Raw genomic sequence first — 12,814 nt, 5'->3', positions numbered from 1 at the left:
GAACACTCAAGAAGGAGGGAAAACACAATGGCGATTAAAAAGTATAAACCTACCTCTAATGGTCGTCGTAACATGACGTCATTAGACTTTGCGGAAATTACAACGAACAAGCCTGAGAAATCATTGCTTGAACCAACTAAACGCAAAGCTGGTCGTAACAACCAAGGTAAAATCACTGTTCGTCATCATGGTGGTGGTCATAAGAAGCAATACCGTGTTATCGATTTCAAACGTGTTAAAGATGGCATTCCGGCAAAAGTTGCTACTATCGAATATGATCCAAACCGTTCTGCGAATATCGCATTAATCAACTACGCTGATGGAGCAAAAGCTTACATCTTAGCACCAAAAGGATTAGAGGTTGGTCAAACAATCATTTCTGGTCCAGATGCTGATATTAAAGTAGGTAACACATTACCATTAGCAAACATTCCAATGGGTACTACAGTCCATAACATCGAATTAAAACCTGGTAAAGGTGGACAATTAGTACGTTCTGCTGGTACTTCTGCGCAAGTACTTGGTCGTGAAGGAAAATACGTAATCGTTCGTCTACAATCTGGTGAAGTACGTTTAGTGTTAGCTACTTGCCGCGCTACAATCGGTCAAGTTGGTAACGAACAACATGAACTTGTACACATCGGTAAAGCAGGTCGTAGCCGTTGGTTAGGTAAACGCCCAGAAGTACGTGGTTCTGTAATGAACCCTAACGATCACCCACACGGTGGTGGTGAAGGACGTTCACCAATCGGACGTAAATCACCAATGACTCCTTGGGGTAAACCAGCACTTGGTTACAAAACTCGCAAGAAGAAAAACAAATCGGATAAATTTATCATCCGTAGTCGTAAAAAATAAAGTGATTAAACTACGGTTCTATGTGAGAGCCGTGGTGGAATCACGGAGGGAGGTTCCTACATGGGTCGCAGCTTGAAAAAAGGACCTTTTGTTGATGACCACTTAATGAAAAAAGTGGAGGCACAAGAGGCTTCTGAGAAAAAACAAGTTATCAAAACTTGGTCACGCCGTTCTACAATCTTCCCGAACTTCATCGGTTTAACGATTGCTGTATATGATGGACGTAAACATGTTCCTGTATACGTAACAGAAGATATGGTAGGCCATAAACTTGGTGAGTTCGCACCGACACGTACTTATAAAGGTCACGGTGCAGACGACAAGAAAACAAGACGCTAATTTTGAGAGGAGGTAAATCCTAATGACACAAGCTAAAGCTATCGCTCGTACAGTACGCATTGCTCCTCGTAAAGTACGTCTAGTTGTAGACTTAATCCGAGGTAAGCAAGTTGGTGAAGCAGTTGCAATTTTACGTCATACTCCAAAAGCGGCGTCTCCAGTCGTTGAGAAAGTATTAAAATCTGCAGTTGCTAACGCTGAGCACAACTACGATCTTGACATCAACTCTTTAGTAGTTTCTGAAGTATTTGTTGACGAAGGTCCAACATTAAAACGTTTCCGTCCACGTGCACAAGGACGTGCAAGCGCAATTAACAAACGCACAAGCCACATTACACTAGTGGTATCTGAGAAGAAGGAGGGTTAATCCGTGGGTCAAAAAGTACATCCAATAGGACTACGCGTTGGTATTATTCGTGACTGGGAGTCAAAATGGTACGCTGAAAAAGACTATGCAACTCTACTTCACGAAGACATCAAAGTGCGTAAATATATTGAAACGGCTCTTAAAGACGCTTCTGTTTCTAAAGTAGAAATCGAGCGTGCTGCAAACCGTGTAAACATTACAATTCACACTGCGAAACCAGGTATGGTAATCGGTAAAGGTGGTACTGAAGTTGAAAACCTTCGTAAATACCTTAGCGATTTAACTGGTAAACGTGTACACATCAACATTATCGAAATCAAACGTGCTGATCTTGATGCTCGTCTAGTAGCTGAAAACATCGCTCGTCAATTAGAAAATCGTGTATCATTCCGTCGTGCGCAAAAGCAAGCGATCCAACGCACAATCCGTGCTGGTGCAAAAGGAATTAAAACACAAGTATCTGGTCGTTTAGGTGGCGCTGATATCGCGCGTGCTGAACACTATAGTGAAGGAACTGTTCCACTTCATACTCTACGTGCTGACATCGACTATGCACACGCAGAAGCTGATACTACTTACGGTAAATTAGGCGTTAAAGTATGGATCTACCGTGGTGAAGTTCTTCCTACGAAGAAATCTGTGGAAGGAGGCAAATAATATGTTATTGCCTAAACGCGTTAAATACCGTCGTGAACACCGCGGCAAAATGCGTGGCGAAGCGAAAGGCGGTAAAGAAGTAATGTTCGGCGAATGGGGCTTACAAGCTCAAACTGCTAGCTGGATTACAAACCGTCAAATCGAATCTGCTCGTATCGCGATGACTCGTTACATGAAACGTGGCGGTAAAGTTTGGATTAAAATCTTCCCACATAAACCTTACACGAAAAAACCTCTAGAAGTCCGCATGGGTTCTGGTAAAGGTTCTCCAGAAGGTTGGGTAGCAGTAGTTAAACCAGGAAAAGTAATGTTCGAAATTGCTGGCGTATCTGAAGAAGTTGCACGTGAAGCACTTCGTTTAGCATCACACAAACTTCCTGTTAAATGTAAGATCGTAAAACGTCAAGAAACTGGTGGTGAATCTAATGAAAGCTAATGAAATCCGTGACCTTGCTACTTCTGAAATAGAATTAAAAGTGAAATCACTGAAAGAAGAGCTTTTCAACCTTCGCTTCCAATTGGCGACTGGTCAATTAGAAAACACAGCTCGTATTCGTGAAGTGCGTAAAGCAATCGCGCGTATGAAAACTGTTATTCGTGAAAGAGAAATCAGTGCAAATAACTGATAAAGGAGGTTTTCAAGTATGACTGAGCGCAATCAACGTAAAGTTTACACAGGCCGCGTTGTTTCAGACAAAATGGACAAAACTGTTACTGTTTTAGTTGAAACATACAAAAAGCACAAACTTTATGGCAAGCGTGTAAAATATTCTAAAAAGTTTAAAGCTCATGATGAGTTAAACACAGCGAAAATCGGTGATATCGTACGTATCATGGAAACTCGCCCGCTATCAGCTACAAAACGTTTCCGTCTAGTAGAAGTTGTAGAAAAAGCGGTTATTATTTAATAACTATTTCGGAACAACCAATTTCCGAAGGGAGGTAACCTAAGTGATCCAACAAGAAAGTCGTATGAAAGTTGCTGACAACTCAGGTGCACGTGAAGTTCTTACAATTAAAGTACTTGGTGGTTCTGGCCGTAAAACTGCTAACATCGGTGATATCGTTGTTTGTACAGTTAAGAAAGCAACACCAGGTGGCGTTGTCAAGAAGGGTGACGTTGTTAAGGCTGTTATCGTTCGTACTAAATCAGGCGTTCGTCGTAAAGATGGTACGTACATTAAATTTGATGAAAATGCTTGTGTAATTATTCGTGATGATAAATCACCACGCGGAACTCGTATTTTCGGACCTGTTGCACGTGAATTACGTGACAGCAACTTCATGAAAATCGTTTCTCTAGCTCCAGAAGTTCTTTAATTTCATGATAGTGCCAATCAAGGAGGTGCGACAGCATGCATGTAAAAAAAGGTGACAAGGTTAAGGTGATCACTGGTAAGGATAAAGGCAAAGAAGGCGTTATTCTTGCAGCTTACCCAAAACAAGATCGCGTTCTTGTTGAAGGTGTGAACATCGTGAAAAAACACGTAAAACCTAACCAATTGAATCCACAAGGTGGTATTGTAAGCCAAGAGGCTGCAATTCACGTTTCGAACGTAATGCTAATCGATCCTAAATCTGGCGAGCCGACTCGTGTAGGTTATAAAATCGAAAACGGTAAAAAAGTTCGTGTAGCAAAAAAATCAGGTGCAGTAATCGACTAATTAGTATAAAAGAAGGGAGGTACACACATGAGCCGCCTAAAAGAAAAATATTTAAATGAAGTTTCACCTGCTCTTATGAGCAAATTTGGATATAAATCAGTTATGCAACTACCAAAAGTTGAGAAAATCGTTATCAACATGGGTGTTGGTGATGCAGTTCAAAACTCTAAAGCGTTAGATGCAGCTGTTGAAGAATTAACAACTATCACTGGTCAAAAACCAGTTGTAACTAAAGCGAAAAAATCGATCGCAGGTTTCCGTCTTCGTGAAGGTATGCCTATCGGTGCTAAAGTTACATTACGCGGTGAGCGTATGTATGAATTCTTGGATAAATTAATTTCTATCGCACTACCTCGTGTACGTGACTTCCGTGGTGTTTCTAAAAAAGCATTCGATGGTCGCGGTAACTATACACTAGGTGTTAAAGAACAATTAATTTTCCCAGAAATCGATTACGATAAAGTTTCAAAAGTACGCGGTATGGACATCGTGATCGTAACGACAGCGAACTCTGACGAAGAAGCTCGCGAGTTATTGACACAATTCGGTATGCCGTTCCAAAAGTAATCAAACAAGGAGGGCGAAAACGTGGCTAAAAAATCTATGATCGTTAAACAACAACGTAAGCAAAAGTTTAAAGTGCAAGAATATACACGTTGTGAACGCTGTGGTCGTCCACATTCAGTATATCGCAAATTCAAACTTTGCCGTATTTGTTTCCGAGAACTTGCATATAAGGGACAAATTCCTGGCGTGAAAAAAGCCAGCTGGTAATCCCCTAATTTGGGAAGGAGGTAAATGTAATGACAATGACTGATCCGATTGCAGATATGCTTACTCGCATTCGTAATGCGAACATGGTTCGTCACGAGAAGTTAGAAGTACCAGCTTCCAACGTGAAAAAAGAAATCGCTGAAATTTTAAAGCGTGAAGGTTTCGTACGTGACGTAGAATACGTGGAAGACAACAAACAAGGTATTATCCGTATCTTCTTAAAATATGGAAAAGATAACGAGCGTGTTATCACTGGCTTAAAACGTATTTCTAAACCAGGATTACGTGTATATGCTAAAACAAATGAAGTGCCTAAAGTATTGAACGGTCTTGGTATCGCTTTAGTATCAACTTCACAAGGTTTATTAACAGATAAAGAAGCTCGCGCTAAACAAGTTGGCGGAGAAATTCTAGCATACGTTTGGTAATTAGCAATAAATGAATGGAGGTGCAGCTAAATGTCTCGTGTAGGTAAAAAAATTATCGAGGTACCTGCTAACGTAACAGTTACTGTTGATACAAACAACACTGTTACTGTTAAAGGTCCTAAAGGCGAACTTGTTCGTTCTTTCCACCAAGATATGAAAATTGAGCAAGAAGGTAACGTAATCACTGTATCACGTCCTTCTGAATCAAAAGAACACCGCACAAACCACGGTACTACTCGTGCGCTTCTAGCGAACATGGTTACTGGTGTTTCTGCAGGTTTCGAAAAAGCTTTAGAACTTATCGGTGTTGGTTACCGTGCGCAACTACAAGGTAAAAAACTTGTACTTAACGTAGGTTACTCTCATCCAGTAGAGTTCACACCTGAAGATGGTCTAGAAATTGAAGTTCCTTCTAACACTAAAATCATCGTTAAAGGTATCAGCAAAGAACGCGTTGGTGCTCTAGCATCTAACATCCGTGACGTTCGTCCACCAGAGCCTTATAAAGGTAAAGGTATTCGTTATGAAGGCGAATATGTACGTCGTAAAGAAGGTAAAACAGGTAAATAATGCGGCCTAAGCATTAGAAAGGAGTGACCCTTGTGATTACGAAACAAGATAAAAATCAAGTTCGTAAAAAACGTCATGCACGCGTACGTTCTAAAATTTCGGGTACTGCTGAGCGTCCACGCTTAAACGTATTCCGTTCTAACAAGAACATTTACGCGCAACTTATCGATGACGTAGCAGGCGTAACAATTGTTAGCGCATCTTCTCAAGAAAAAGGTTTTGAAGGTGCTGGCAACAATGTTGACGCTGCAACTAAAGTCGGTGAAACAATCGCAAAACGCGCTGCGGAAAAAAATATTACTGCTGTAGTATTTGACCGTGGTGGTTACTTATATCATGGACGCGTTAAAGCTTTAGCTGAAGCTGCACGTGAGAACGGTTTAGAATTTTAATAAGAAGGAGGGACACATTTCATGAGTCGTATTGACGCAAACAAACTTGGAGAACTTGAAGAACGCGTAGTTACTATTAACCGTGTTGCTAAAGTTGTTAAAGGTGGACGTCGCTTCCGCTTCACAGCATTAGTTGTAGTTGGAGATAGAAACGGACATGTAGGTTTCGGTACTGGTAAAGCTCAAGAGGTGCCAGATGCTATCCGCAAAGCTGTTGAAGATGCGAAGAAAAACTTAATCGAAGTGCCACGCGTAGGTGGAACAACTCCACACTTAGTGCAAGGTCGCTTTGGTGCAGGAGAAATCCTAATCAAACCTGCTGCTCCTGGTACAGGGGTTATCGCTGGTGGTCCAGTACGTGCCGTACTAGAACTTGCTGGTATTACTGATATTCTTTCAAAATCACTTGGATCTAACACACCAATCAATATGGTGCGTGCTACAATTCAAGGTTTAACTGAATTAAAACGCGTAGAGGACGTAGCTAAATTACGTGGTAAATCAGTGGAAGAACTATTAGGATAAGGGGGGAAAGATAATGGCTAACAAATTAGAAATCACCCTTACTAAATCTGTGATTGGTACTAAACCTGCGCAACGCAAAACAATCGAAGCTCTAGGTTTACGTAAATTACACCAAACTGTAGAGAAAGCTGATAACGCAGCTACTCGCGGTATGCTTGATAAAGTAGCTCACTTAGTTACTGTAAAAGAAATTTAATTTTCAATTATTGAACAAGGAGGTGCCACCCACTATGAAACTGCATGAGTTAAAACCAGCAGAAGGTTCTCGTAAACAACGCAACCGCGTTGGTCGTGGTATCGGTTCTGGTAACGGTAAAACAGCAGGTAAAGGTCATAAAGGTCAAAACGCTCGTTCTGGTGGCGGAGTACGCCCAGGCTTTGAGGGCGGTCAAAACCCACTATTCCGTCGTTTACCAAAACGTGGCTTTACGAACATTAACCGTAAAGAATACGCTATCGTTAACCTTGAAGCTTTAAACCGTTTCGAAGACGGTGCAGAGGTAACTGCTGCATTATTACTTGAAACTGGTCTAGTGAGCAATGAAAAAGCTGGAATTAAGATTCTTGGCAATGGAACGCTTAACAAAAAGCTTACTGTCAAAGCTCATAAATTCTCAGCTTCAGCGAAAGAAGCAATCGAGAATGCCGGCGGAACTACTGAGGTGATTTAATGTTTCAAACAATCTCTAACTTTATGCGTGTTCGAGATATACGAAATAAAATCATTTTCACCCTTTTAATGTTAATCGTTTTTCGTATTGGAACATTTATTCCAGTACCAAACGTTGACGCTGATGTATTAAAGGCAACTGATGAGTTCAACCTCGTTGGTTTCCTCAATACTTTTGGCGGTGGTGCTTTAATGAATTTCTCTATCTTTGCGATGGGGATCATGCCTTACATCACAGCCTCAATTATTGTTCAGCTATTGCAAATGGATGTAGTACCGAAATTTGCTGAGTGGGCAAAGCAAGGTGAAGTCGGAAGACGTAAACTTGCACAATTTACTCGCTACTTTACAATTATTCTTGCTTTTATCCAATCATTCGCAATGTCATTTGGTTTTAATAGAATGTATGGCGGATCATTGATTAAAGACGAGGGGATTCTAACATATGTTGTAATCGCAATTGTATTGACAGCGGGAACAGCATTCCTAGTATGGCTTGCAGAGCAGATTACTGCGCATGGTGTTGGTAATGGTATTTCCATTGTTATCTTTGCGGGTATCGTTGCAGCATTGCCTACAGGAGTTAACCAAATTTATGCACAACAAATCGAGGGTGCTGGCGATAAATTATTTATCAATATTATCATCCTTGCTCTACTTGTGTTAGTATTACTTGCTGTTGTAGTTGGCGTTATCTATGTGCAACAAGCACTACGTAAAATTCCAATTCAATATGCAAAACGAGTTACTGGACGTAATCAGCAAACTGGTGGTCAACAAACACATTTACCGTTAAAAGTAAATGCTGCAGGGGTTATTCCGGTAATCTTTGCGGTAGCGTTTCTTGTAACACCTCAAACACTTGCTGTATTCTTTGGTGAGAATAACGTCACAACTTGGATTTCCAATAATCTGCAGTATACGCAGCCTATCGGTATGACAATTTACGTTATTTTAATCATTGCGTTCACATATTTCTATGCATTCGTACAAGTGAATCCAGAAAATGTGGCAGATAACTTGAAGAAACAAGGTGCCTATATTCCAGGTATTCGACCTGGTGAAAACACTCAAACGTATTTAACAAGCGTGTTATATCGACTAACATTTGTTGGTGCGATATTCTTAACTGTGATTGCAGTAATGCCGATTATTTTCATGAACTTCATGAATTTGCCTGCTTCAGTGCAAATCGGTGGTACTAGTATTATTATCGTAGTCGGCGTAGCGCTCGAAACGATGAAACAGCTAGAATCTCAACTTGTTAAACGTCACTACAAAGGCTTCATGAAATAATGTTGGTTTTTAGGGAACGTTGTATCGTTTCCTTAAATCAGCAAACCTTTTGTGGGAGGAATATTTCCTAATGAATATCGTTTTAATGGGTCTGCCAGGTGCTGGTAAAGGCACTCAAGCAGATAAAATTGTTGAGAAGTACGCGATTCCTCATATTTCTACAGGCGATATGTTCCGTGCAGCTATTAAAGAAGGCACTGAACTAGGCTTACAGGCTAAATCATTTATGGATCAAGGTGCGCTTGTACCTGATGAAGTAACGATTGGCATTGTTCGTGAACGACTGGCTAAACCTGATTGTGAAAAGGGCTTCTTATTAGATGGTTTCCCACGTACTGTTCCTCAAGCTGAAGCATTAGACAGCATTCTTGCTGATCTTGGTAAAGCAATTGAACATACATTAAACATTCAAGTTGCAAAGGATGAGTTAATTGCTCGTCTTTCAGGTCGACGTATTTGTAAAGTTTGTGGTACATCTTATCATTTAATTTTTAATCCACCAGCTGTGGAAGGAAAATGTGATAAAGATGGTGGCGAGCTTTATACACGTGCAGATGATAATCCTGAAACGGTTGCGAACCGTCTGGAAGTAAATATGAAACAAGCACAACCTTTACTTGATTTCTATGAAGCTAAAGGTGTGTTAGCTAATATAGATGGACAGCAAGATATTAACAAAGTGTTTGCTGATCTTGATGCTCTATTACAGGGCAGCCGCAGCTGATACCCGGCTCCGGGCGCAGAATACTGCTTCCGCGGGAGGCATGCGGGAGCAACAACGAAACATAATTTTTTTGAGAGTTGCAAAAGCATATTGTGCCCGGTATATATTTCTTTTAAAAAGTGCAACATTACTTTTAGAAGAGTATAATGGGTTTCGTGGAAGCATCTGTGTAACGGGTATGAATATCTCATCCAAGACATTCCGGTATTCGTGTAAACATGGGGGATTCAGTGCCCTTACTGGTTCTGTATTTTCCGTGGATTGTGTGAAGCGAAACCAGACGAGCGTCTTTCAAACATCTCTCATACAATCCAAACATATGTTGAAACGAGGTTGCTTCTATAGTTGCAGCAGATATCCGTTTGATGTAACGATGAGAACTTTAATTTGCATATAGAGAGGAGACAGAGTAGATGGCGAAAGATGATGTAATTGAAGTCGAAGGGACAGTTGTTGAGACTTTGCCAAACGCGATGTTTAAGGTAGAATTAGAAAATGGACATGTGATTCTAGCACACGTATCTGGTAAGATTCGTATGCATTTTATCCGTATTCTACCTGGAGATAAGGTTACTATCGAGTTATCTCCTTATGATTTAACTCGCGGTCGTATCACATACCGTTTTAAATAATCTTTTGCGCTCCGGACTACTAAGGAGGTTAGGTTAGATGAAAGTGAGACCATCTGTGAAACCGATCTGCGAAAAATGTAAAGTAATTCGCCGACGCGGTAAAGTAATGGTAATCTGTGAAAATCCTAAACATAAACAAAAACAAGGTTAATTCTAAAGGAGGTGCTCTAGCGAATGGCACGTATTGCTGGTGTTGATATTCCTCGCGAAAAACGCGTGGTAATTTCATTAACGTACATTTACGGTATTGGTAAAACTACAGCTCAAAAAGTACTAGCTGACGCAGGTGTTTCAGAAGATACACGCGTACGCGACTTAACTGAAGATGAGTTAAACAAAATCCGTGAACAATTAGATTCTTACAAACTTGAAGGTGACTTACGTCGCGAAACTTCATTAAACATTAAACGTCTGATGGAAATCGGTTCATTCCGCGGTATCCGTCACCGTCGTGGCTTACCTGTTCGTGGTCAAAATACGAAGAACAATGCGCGTACGCGTAAAGGTCCTCGTAAAACAGTTGCGAACAAGAAAAAATAATTAGTAAAGGAGGTTCCTTCTTAACATGGCTCGTAAACAACAAACTCGTAAACGTCGTGTGAAAAAGAATATTGAATCTGGTATTGCACACATCCGTTCTACATTTAACAATACAATCGTAACGATTACAGATATGCAAGGTAACGCTGTATCTTGGTCAAGCGCTGGTGCTCTTGGTTTCCGTGGTTCACGTAAATCTACACCATTCGCTGCTCAAATGGCTGCAGAAACTGCTGCTAAAGCATCCCTTGAACATGGTCTGAAAACGTTGGAAGTAACTGTTAAAGGTCCTGGTGCTGGTCGTGAAGCTGCTATTCGTGCACTTCAAGCTGCTGGTTTAGAAGTAACTGCTATTAAAGACGTTACGCCAGTTCCTCATAATGGTTGCCGTCCGCCAAAACGTCGTCGCGTGTAATGGGTGCCTCATATTGTATGAGAACATCATTTTTTGTACAGACTGTCTTGTGCAGATAATAAACGATACGTCATTGACGATCGCATCTATGATGGAAAGAACCTATACATTCGATGTTTTGAAGGAGGGTAAATTGAAATGATCGAAATTGAAAAACCAAAGATTGAAACGGTGGAGATCAGCGAAGATTCCAAATATGGAAAGTTTGTTGTAGAACCGCTTGAGCGCGGATATGGAAACACTTTGGGTAATTCTTTACGTCGTATCCTTCTGTCTTCATTACCAGGAGCTGCTGTCACTTCAATTCAAATTGATGGTGTTCTTCACGAATTCTCAACTGTAGAAGGCGTAGTAGAAGATGTAGCTTCAATCATTTTGAACGTGAAAAAACTAGCTCTTAAAATCTACTCTGACGAAGAAAAAGTTATTGAGATTGATGTAAAAGGCGATGGTACAGTTACGGCTGCTGACATTACACATGACAGTGATGTAGAAATATTAAACCCTGATCTATATATTGCAACAATCGCTAAAAACGGTCATTTACGTATGCGTATGTATGCACAACGTGGTCGTGGTTACACTCCTGCTGATCAAAACAAACGTGAGGATCTTCCTATCGGCGTGATCCCGATCGACTCTATTTACACTCCAGTATCACGCGTCAATTTCCAAGTGGAAAATACTCGTGTAGGTCAGTCTTCTGACTACGATAAACTTTCTCTTGATGTGTGGACAGATGGTAGCATCGGTCCAAAAGAGGCGATTTCGCTCGGAGCAAAAATTTTAACCGAACATCTTAACATCTTCGTTGGCATGACAGATGAGGCACAAACTGCTGAAATTATGGTCGAAAAAGAAGAGGATCAAAAAGAAAAAGTTTTAGAGATGACTATCGAAGAACTTGATCTTTCTGTTCGTTCTTATAACTGTTTAAAACGCGCTGGTATCAATACAGTACTAGAACTTGCGAATAAATCAGAAGACGATATGATGAAGGTTCGTAACCTTGGACGTAAGTCATTAGAAGAAGTAAAAGCGAAGTTAGAAGAGCTTGGTTTAGGATTACGCAAAGAAGACTAAGCGATTTATACAACACTGATAAGATCAGATATTTTTTATAAAGGAGGGAAACATCCATGGGTTACAGAAAACTTGGTCGTACAAGTTCTCAACGTAAAGCGATGTTACGTGACTTAGCTACTGATTTAATCATCAACGAGCGTATCGAAACTACTGAGGCTCGCGCTAAAGAAGTACGTAAAGCTGTTGAAAAAATGATTACTTTAGGTAAACGCGGAGATTTACATGCACGCCGTCAAGCTGCTGCATTTATCCGTCGTGAACTAGTAACGACGACTGATGCAGAAGGTAACGAAACAACATCATTTGCACTTCAAAAGTTATTTGATGATGTTGCACCACGTTATGCAGAGCGTCAAGGTGGTTACACTCGTATTCTTAAAGTAGGTCCTCGTCGTGGTGACGGTGCACCTGTTGTTGTGATTGAACTAGTTTAATCATAAGAGAAAACTTGTGGTGAAGAGGGTGGGAATCACCACCCTCTTTCTTTATAAATGATTTATACGACAAATAATTAAGCTGAGCGTTATGATGAGCGGACACTTAAATCGTGTGGCGTCTCGTTTAGCTCTCCGCACCTCATTCAGAGAGATAAGGGCTTGAGCACCCATATTTCTTGCAAATGTAACGACTAGCGCATTTCTATCGAATGAGGTGCGCGCTTTTTTATTATTGAAAGATAGCGCCAATTTGTGGTGCTTTTTTTAATATATGGCTGTCCATACAAGTTTTAAAGCCTATTAACAGGTGGTAAGACCCCACTGCTTGGAAGAGTATTTCCTTGTTAAAGTAATGCTTTTGTTATTTTAACCTTTTTCTTTATCGACATACGGATTGTAGTAGAATTCATACATAAAAAAGTGTAAGTTAGTTAGTAGAG

General features: G+C 40.5%; 25 protein-coding genes and 1 pseudogene. All 26 read left to right on the top strand.

The genetic code is table 11. The features are described 5' to 3' along the window. Positions 1-27: 27 nt before the first annotated feature. Positions 28-858: a 50S ribosomal protein L2 gene (gene rplB / locus MHB42_RS19625; RefSeq protein ID WP_340808267.1), complete on the top strand. Its 831-nt coding sequence runs from the start codon at positions 28-30 to the stop codon at positions 856-858. A 60-nt stretch (positions 859-918) separates the two neighbouring features. After that, the gene (gene rpsS, locus MHB42_RS19620) at positions 919-1,197 is read left to right on the top strand and encodes a 30S ribosomal protein S19 (RefSeq protein WP_004233637.1); all 279 of its coding nucleotides are present in this window, start codon (positions 919-921) and stop codon (positions 1,195-1,197) included. Between the two features lie 22 nt (positions 1,198-1,219). Continuing rightward, complete coding sequence (gene rplV, locus MHB42_RS19615; protein WP_004233639.1) at positions 1,220-1,564, top strand: 50S ribosomal protein L22; 345 nt, start codon at positions 1,220-1,222, stop codon at positions 1,562-1,564. Between the two features lie 3 nt (positions 1,565-1,567). Next, entirely contained in the window at positions 1,568-2,221 is a 654-nt protein-coding gene (gene rpsC / locus MHB42_RS19610) for a 30S ribosomal protein S3 (protein WP_004233642.1), read from the top strand. A gap of 1 nt (position 2,222) precedes the next feature. Next, positions 2,223-2,657, top strand: coding sequence for a 50S ribosomal protein L16 (gene rplP / locus MHB42_RS19605; RefSeq protein ID WP_340808262.1), 435 nt, complete (start codon positions 2,223-2,225; stop codon positions 2,655-2,657). Then, positions 2,647-2,847, top strand: coding sequence for a 50S ribosomal protein L29 (gene rpmC, locus MHB42_RS19600; RefSeq protein WP_004233646.1), 201 nt, complete (start codon positions 2,647-2,649; stop codon positions 2,845-2,847). Before rplP ends, rpmC begins: the two co-directional genes overlap by 11 nt. An 18-nt stretch (positions 2,848-2,865) precedes the next feature. Then, a complete protein-coding gene (rpsQ, locus tag MHB42_RS19595) occupies positions 2,866-3,129 on the top strand; it encodes a 30S ribosomal protein S17 (RefSeq protein ID WP_004233648.1) in 264 nt (87 codons plus the stop codon). A gap of 43 nt (positions 3,130-3,172) precedes the next feature. Beyond that, positions 3,173-3,541, top strand: coding sequence for a 50S ribosomal protein L14 (gene rplN, locus MHB42_RS19590; RefSeq protein WP_004233650.1), 369 nt, complete (start codon positions 3,173-3,175; stop codon positions 3,539-3,541). A gap of 35 nt (positions 3,542-3,576) precedes the next feature. Further along, a complete protein-coding gene (rplX, locus tag MHB42_RS19585; protein ID WP_053482809.1) occupies positions 3,577-3,885 on the top strand; it encodes a 50S ribosomal protein L24 in 309 nt (102 codons plus the stop codon). A gap of 27 nt (positions 3,886-3,912) precedes the next feature. Beyond that, complete coding sequence (gene rplE, locus MHB42_RS19580) at positions 3,913-4,452, top strand: 50S ribosomal protein L5 (protein ID WP_340808257.1); 540 nt, start codon at positions 3,913-3,915, stop codon at positions 4,450-4,452. A gap of 21 nt (positions 4,453-4,473) precedes the next feature. After that, the gene (locus MHB42_RS19575; RefSeq protein WP_004233656.1) at positions 4,474-4,659 is read left to right on the top strand and encodes a type Z 30S ribosomal protein S14; all 186 of its coding nucleotides are present in this window, start codon (positions 4,474-4,476) and stop codon (positions 4,657-4,659) included. A 29-nt stretch (positions 4,660-4,688) separates the two neighbouring features. Continuing rightward, the gene (gene rpsH / locus MHB42_RS19570; protein ID WP_004233658.1) at positions 4,689-5,087 is read left to right on the top strand and encodes a 30S ribosomal protein S8; all 399 of its coding nucleotides are present in this window, start codon (positions 4,689-4,691) and stop codon (positions 5,085-5,087) included. A gap of 30 nt (positions 5,088-5,117) precedes the next feature. Further along, positions 5,118-5,657: a 50S ribosomal protein L6 gene (gene rplF / locus MHB42_RS19565; protein WP_340808251.1), complete on the top strand. Its 540-nt coding sequence runs from the start codon at positions 5,118-5,120 to the stop codon at positions 5,655-5,657. A gap of 32 nt (positions 5,658-5,689) precedes the next feature. Beyond that, positions 5,690-6,049 carry a 50S ribosomal protein L18 gene (rplR, locus tag MHB42_RS19560; protein WP_053997241.1) on the top strand — a complete coding sequence of 120 codons (360 nt, stop codon included), beginning with the start codon at positions 5,690-5,692 and terminating at the stop codon, positions 6,047-6,049. A 21-nt stretch (positions 6,050-6,070) separates the two neighbouring features. Next, positions 6,071-6,574 (top strand): 30S ribosomal protein S5, encoded by a 504-nt coding sequence (gene rpsE, locus MHB42_RS19555; protein WP_004233664.1) that lies wholly within the window; start codon positions 6,071-6,073, stop codon positions 6,572-6,574. A gap of 13 nt (positions 6,575-6,587) precedes the next feature. Further along, entirely contained in the window at positions 6,588-6,770 is a 183-nt protein-coding gene (gene rpmD, locus MHB42_RS19550; RefSeq protein WP_054771429.1) for a 50S ribosomal protein L30, read from the top strand. 34 nt (positions 6,771-6,804) lie between these two features. After that, on the top strand, positions 6,805-7,245 hold the full coding sequence (gene rplO, locus MHB42_RS19545; protein WP_340808243.1) for a 50S ribosomal protein L15: 441 nt from the start codon (positions 6,805-6,807) through the stop codon (positions 7,243-7,245). Beyond that, positions 7,245-8,540, top strand: coding sequence for a preprotein translocase subunit SecY (secY, locus tag MHB42_RS19540; RefSeq protein WP_340808241.1), 1,296 nt, complete (start codon positions 7,245-7,247; stop codon positions 8,538-8,540). Before rplO ends, secY begins: the two co-directional genes overlap by 1 nt. A gap of 70 nt (positions 8,541-8,610) precedes the next feature. After that, positions 8,611-9,264: an adenylate kinase gene (locus MHB42_RS19535; RefSeq protein WP_340808239.1), complete on the top strand. Its 654-nt coding sequence runs from the start codon at positions 8,611-8,613 to the stop codon at positions 9,262-9,264. A gap of 249 nt (positions 9,265-9,513) precedes the next feature. Beyond that, positions 9,514-9,591: pseudogene (locus MHB42_RS19530) on the top strand (type I methionyl aminopeptidase); the annotation flags it as partial. A gap of 86 nt (positions 9,592-9,677) precedes the next feature. Continuing rightward, on the top strand, positions 9,678-9,896 hold the full coding sequence (gene infA, locus MHB42_RS19525) for a translation initiation factor IF-1 (RefSeq protein ID WP_004233690.1): 219 nt from the start codon (positions 9,678-9,680) through the stop codon (positions 9,894-9,896). A 37-nt stretch (positions 9,897-9,933) separates the two neighbouring features. After that, positions 9,934-10,047, top strand: a complete 114-nt coding sequence (gene rpmJ / locus MHB42_RS19520; RefSeq protein ID WP_000868344.1) for a 50S ribosomal protein L36 — start codon at positions 9,934-9,936, stop codon at positions 10,045-10,047. A 23-nt stretch (positions 10,048-10,070) separates the two neighbouring features. Further along, complete coding sequence (rpsM, locus tag MHB42_RS19515; protein ID WP_340808235.1) at positions 10,071-10,436, top strand: 30S ribosomal protein S13; 366 nt, start codon at positions 10,071-10,073, stop codon at positions 10,434-10,436. A 25-nt stretch (positions 10,437-10,461) separates the two neighbouring features. Continuing rightward, positions 10,462-10,851 carry a 30S ribosomal protein S11 gene (gene rpsK / locus MHB42_RS19510; RefSeq protein ID WP_036151912.1) on the top strand — a complete coding sequence of 130 codons (390 nt, stop codon included), beginning with the start codon at positions 10,462-10,464 and terminating at the stop codon, positions 10,849-10,851. A gap of 138 nt (positions 10,852-10,989) precedes the next feature. Beyond that, on the top strand, positions 10,990-11,934 hold the full coding sequence (locus MHB42_RS19505) for a DNA-directed RNA polymerase subunit alpha (protein ID WP_004233733.1): 945 nt from the start codon (positions 10,990-10,992) through the stop codon (positions 11,932-11,934). Between the two features lie 56 nt (positions 11,935-11,990). Further along, positions 11,991-12,371 (top strand): 50S ribosomal protein L17, encoded by a 381-nt coding sequence (gene rplQ / locus MHB42_RS19500; protein ID WP_012296051.1) that lies wholly within the window; start codon positions 11,991-11,993, stop codon positions 12,369-12,371. Positions 12,372-12,814 lie beyond the last annotated feature (443 nt).

Origin of the sequence: Lysinibacillus sp. FSL K6-0232 (genome assembly GCF_038008325.1) — a bacterium.
Taxonomy (GTDB): Bacteria; Bacillota; Bacilli; order Bacillales_A; family Planococcaceae; genus Lysinibacillus.
The sequence above is the reverse complement of the archived record's forward strand: the minus strand, read 5'-3'. Positions and strand labels throughout refer to the sequence as shown.

Excerpts from the sequence above, each read along its gene's own strand:
- rplB (WP_340808267.1), top strand. The coding sequence starts at position 28 with ATGGCGATTAAAAAGTATAAACCTACCTCTAATGGTCGTCGTAACATG.
- rpsS (WP_004233637.1), top strand. The coding sequence starts at position 919 with ATGGGTCGCAGCTTGAAAAAAGGACCTTTTGTTGATGACCACTTAATG.
- rplV (WP_004233639.1), top strand. The coding sequence starts at position 1,220 with ATGACACAAGCTAAAGCTATCGCTCGTACAGTACGCATTGCTCCTCGT.
- rplP (WP_340808262.1), top strand. The coding sequence starts at position 2,223 with ATGTTATTGCCTAAACGCGTTAAATACCGTCGTGAACACCGCGGCAAA.
- rpmC (WP_004233646.1), top strand. The coding sequence starts at position 2,647 with ATGAAAGCTAATGAAATCCGTGACCTTGCTACTTCTGAAATAGAATTA.
- rpsQ (WP_004233648.1), top strand. The coding sequence starts at position 2,866 with ATGACTGAGCGCAATCAACGTAAAGTTTACACAGGCCGCGTTGTTTCA.
- rplX (WP_053482809.1), top strand. The coding sequence starts at position 3,577 with ATGCATGTAAAAAAAGGTGACAAGGTTAAGGTGATCACTGGTAAGGAT.
- rplE (WP_340808257.1), top strand. The coding sequence starts at position 3,913 with ATGAGCCGCCTAAAAGAAAAATATTTAAATGAAGTTTCACCTGCTCTT.
- rpsH (WP_004233658.1), top strand. The coding sequence starts at position 4,689 with ATGACAATGACTGATCCGATTGCAGATATGCTTACTCGCATTCGTAAT.
- rplF (WP_340808251.1), top strand. The coding sequence starts at position 5,118 with ATGTCTCGTGTAGGTAAAAAAATTATCGAGGTACCTGCTAACGTAACA.
- rpsE (WP_004233664.1), top strand. The coding sequence starts at position 6,071 with ATGAGTCGTATTGACGCAAACAAACTTGGAGAACTTGAAGAACGCGTA.
- rpmD (WP_054771429.1), top strand. The coding sequence starts at position 6,588 with ATGGCTAACAAATTAGAAATCACCCTTACTAAATCTGTGATTGGTACT.
- rplO (WP_340808243.1), top strand. The coding sequence starts at position 6,805 with ATGAAACTGCATGAGTTAAAACCAGCAGAAGGTTCTCGTAAACAACGC.
- secY (WP_340808241.1), top strand. The coding sequence starts at position 7,245 with ATGTTTCAAACAATCTCTAACTTTATGCGTGTTCGAGATATACGAAAT.
- MHB42_RS19535 (WP_340808239.1), top strand. The coding sequence starts at position 8,611 with ATGAATATCGTTTTAATGGGTCTGCCAGGTGCTGGTAAAGGCACTCAA.
- infA (WP_004233690.1), top strand. The coding sequence starts at position 9,678 with ATGGCGAAAGATGATGTAATTGAAGTCGAAGGGACAGTTGTTGAGACT.
- rpmJ (WP_000868344.1), top strand. The coding sequence starts at position 9,934 with ATGAAAGTGAGACCATCTGTGAAACCGATCTGCGAAAAATGTAAAGTA.
- rpsM (WP_340808235.1), top strand. The coding sequence starts at position 10,071 with ATGGCACGTATTGCTGGTGTTGATATTCCTCGCGAAAAACGCGTGGTA.
- rpsK (WP_036151912.1), top strand. The coding sequence starts at position 10,462 with ATGGCTCGTAAACAACAAACTCGTAAACGTCGTGTGAAAAAGAATATT.
- MHB42_RS19505 (WP_004233733.1), top strand. The coding sequence starts at position 10,990 with ATGATCGAAATTGAAAAACCAAAGATTGAAACGGTGGAGATCAGCGAA.
- rplQ (WP_012296051.1), top strand. The coding sequence starts at position 11,991 with ATGGGTTACAGAAAACTTGGTCGTACAAGTTCTCAACGTAAAGCGATG.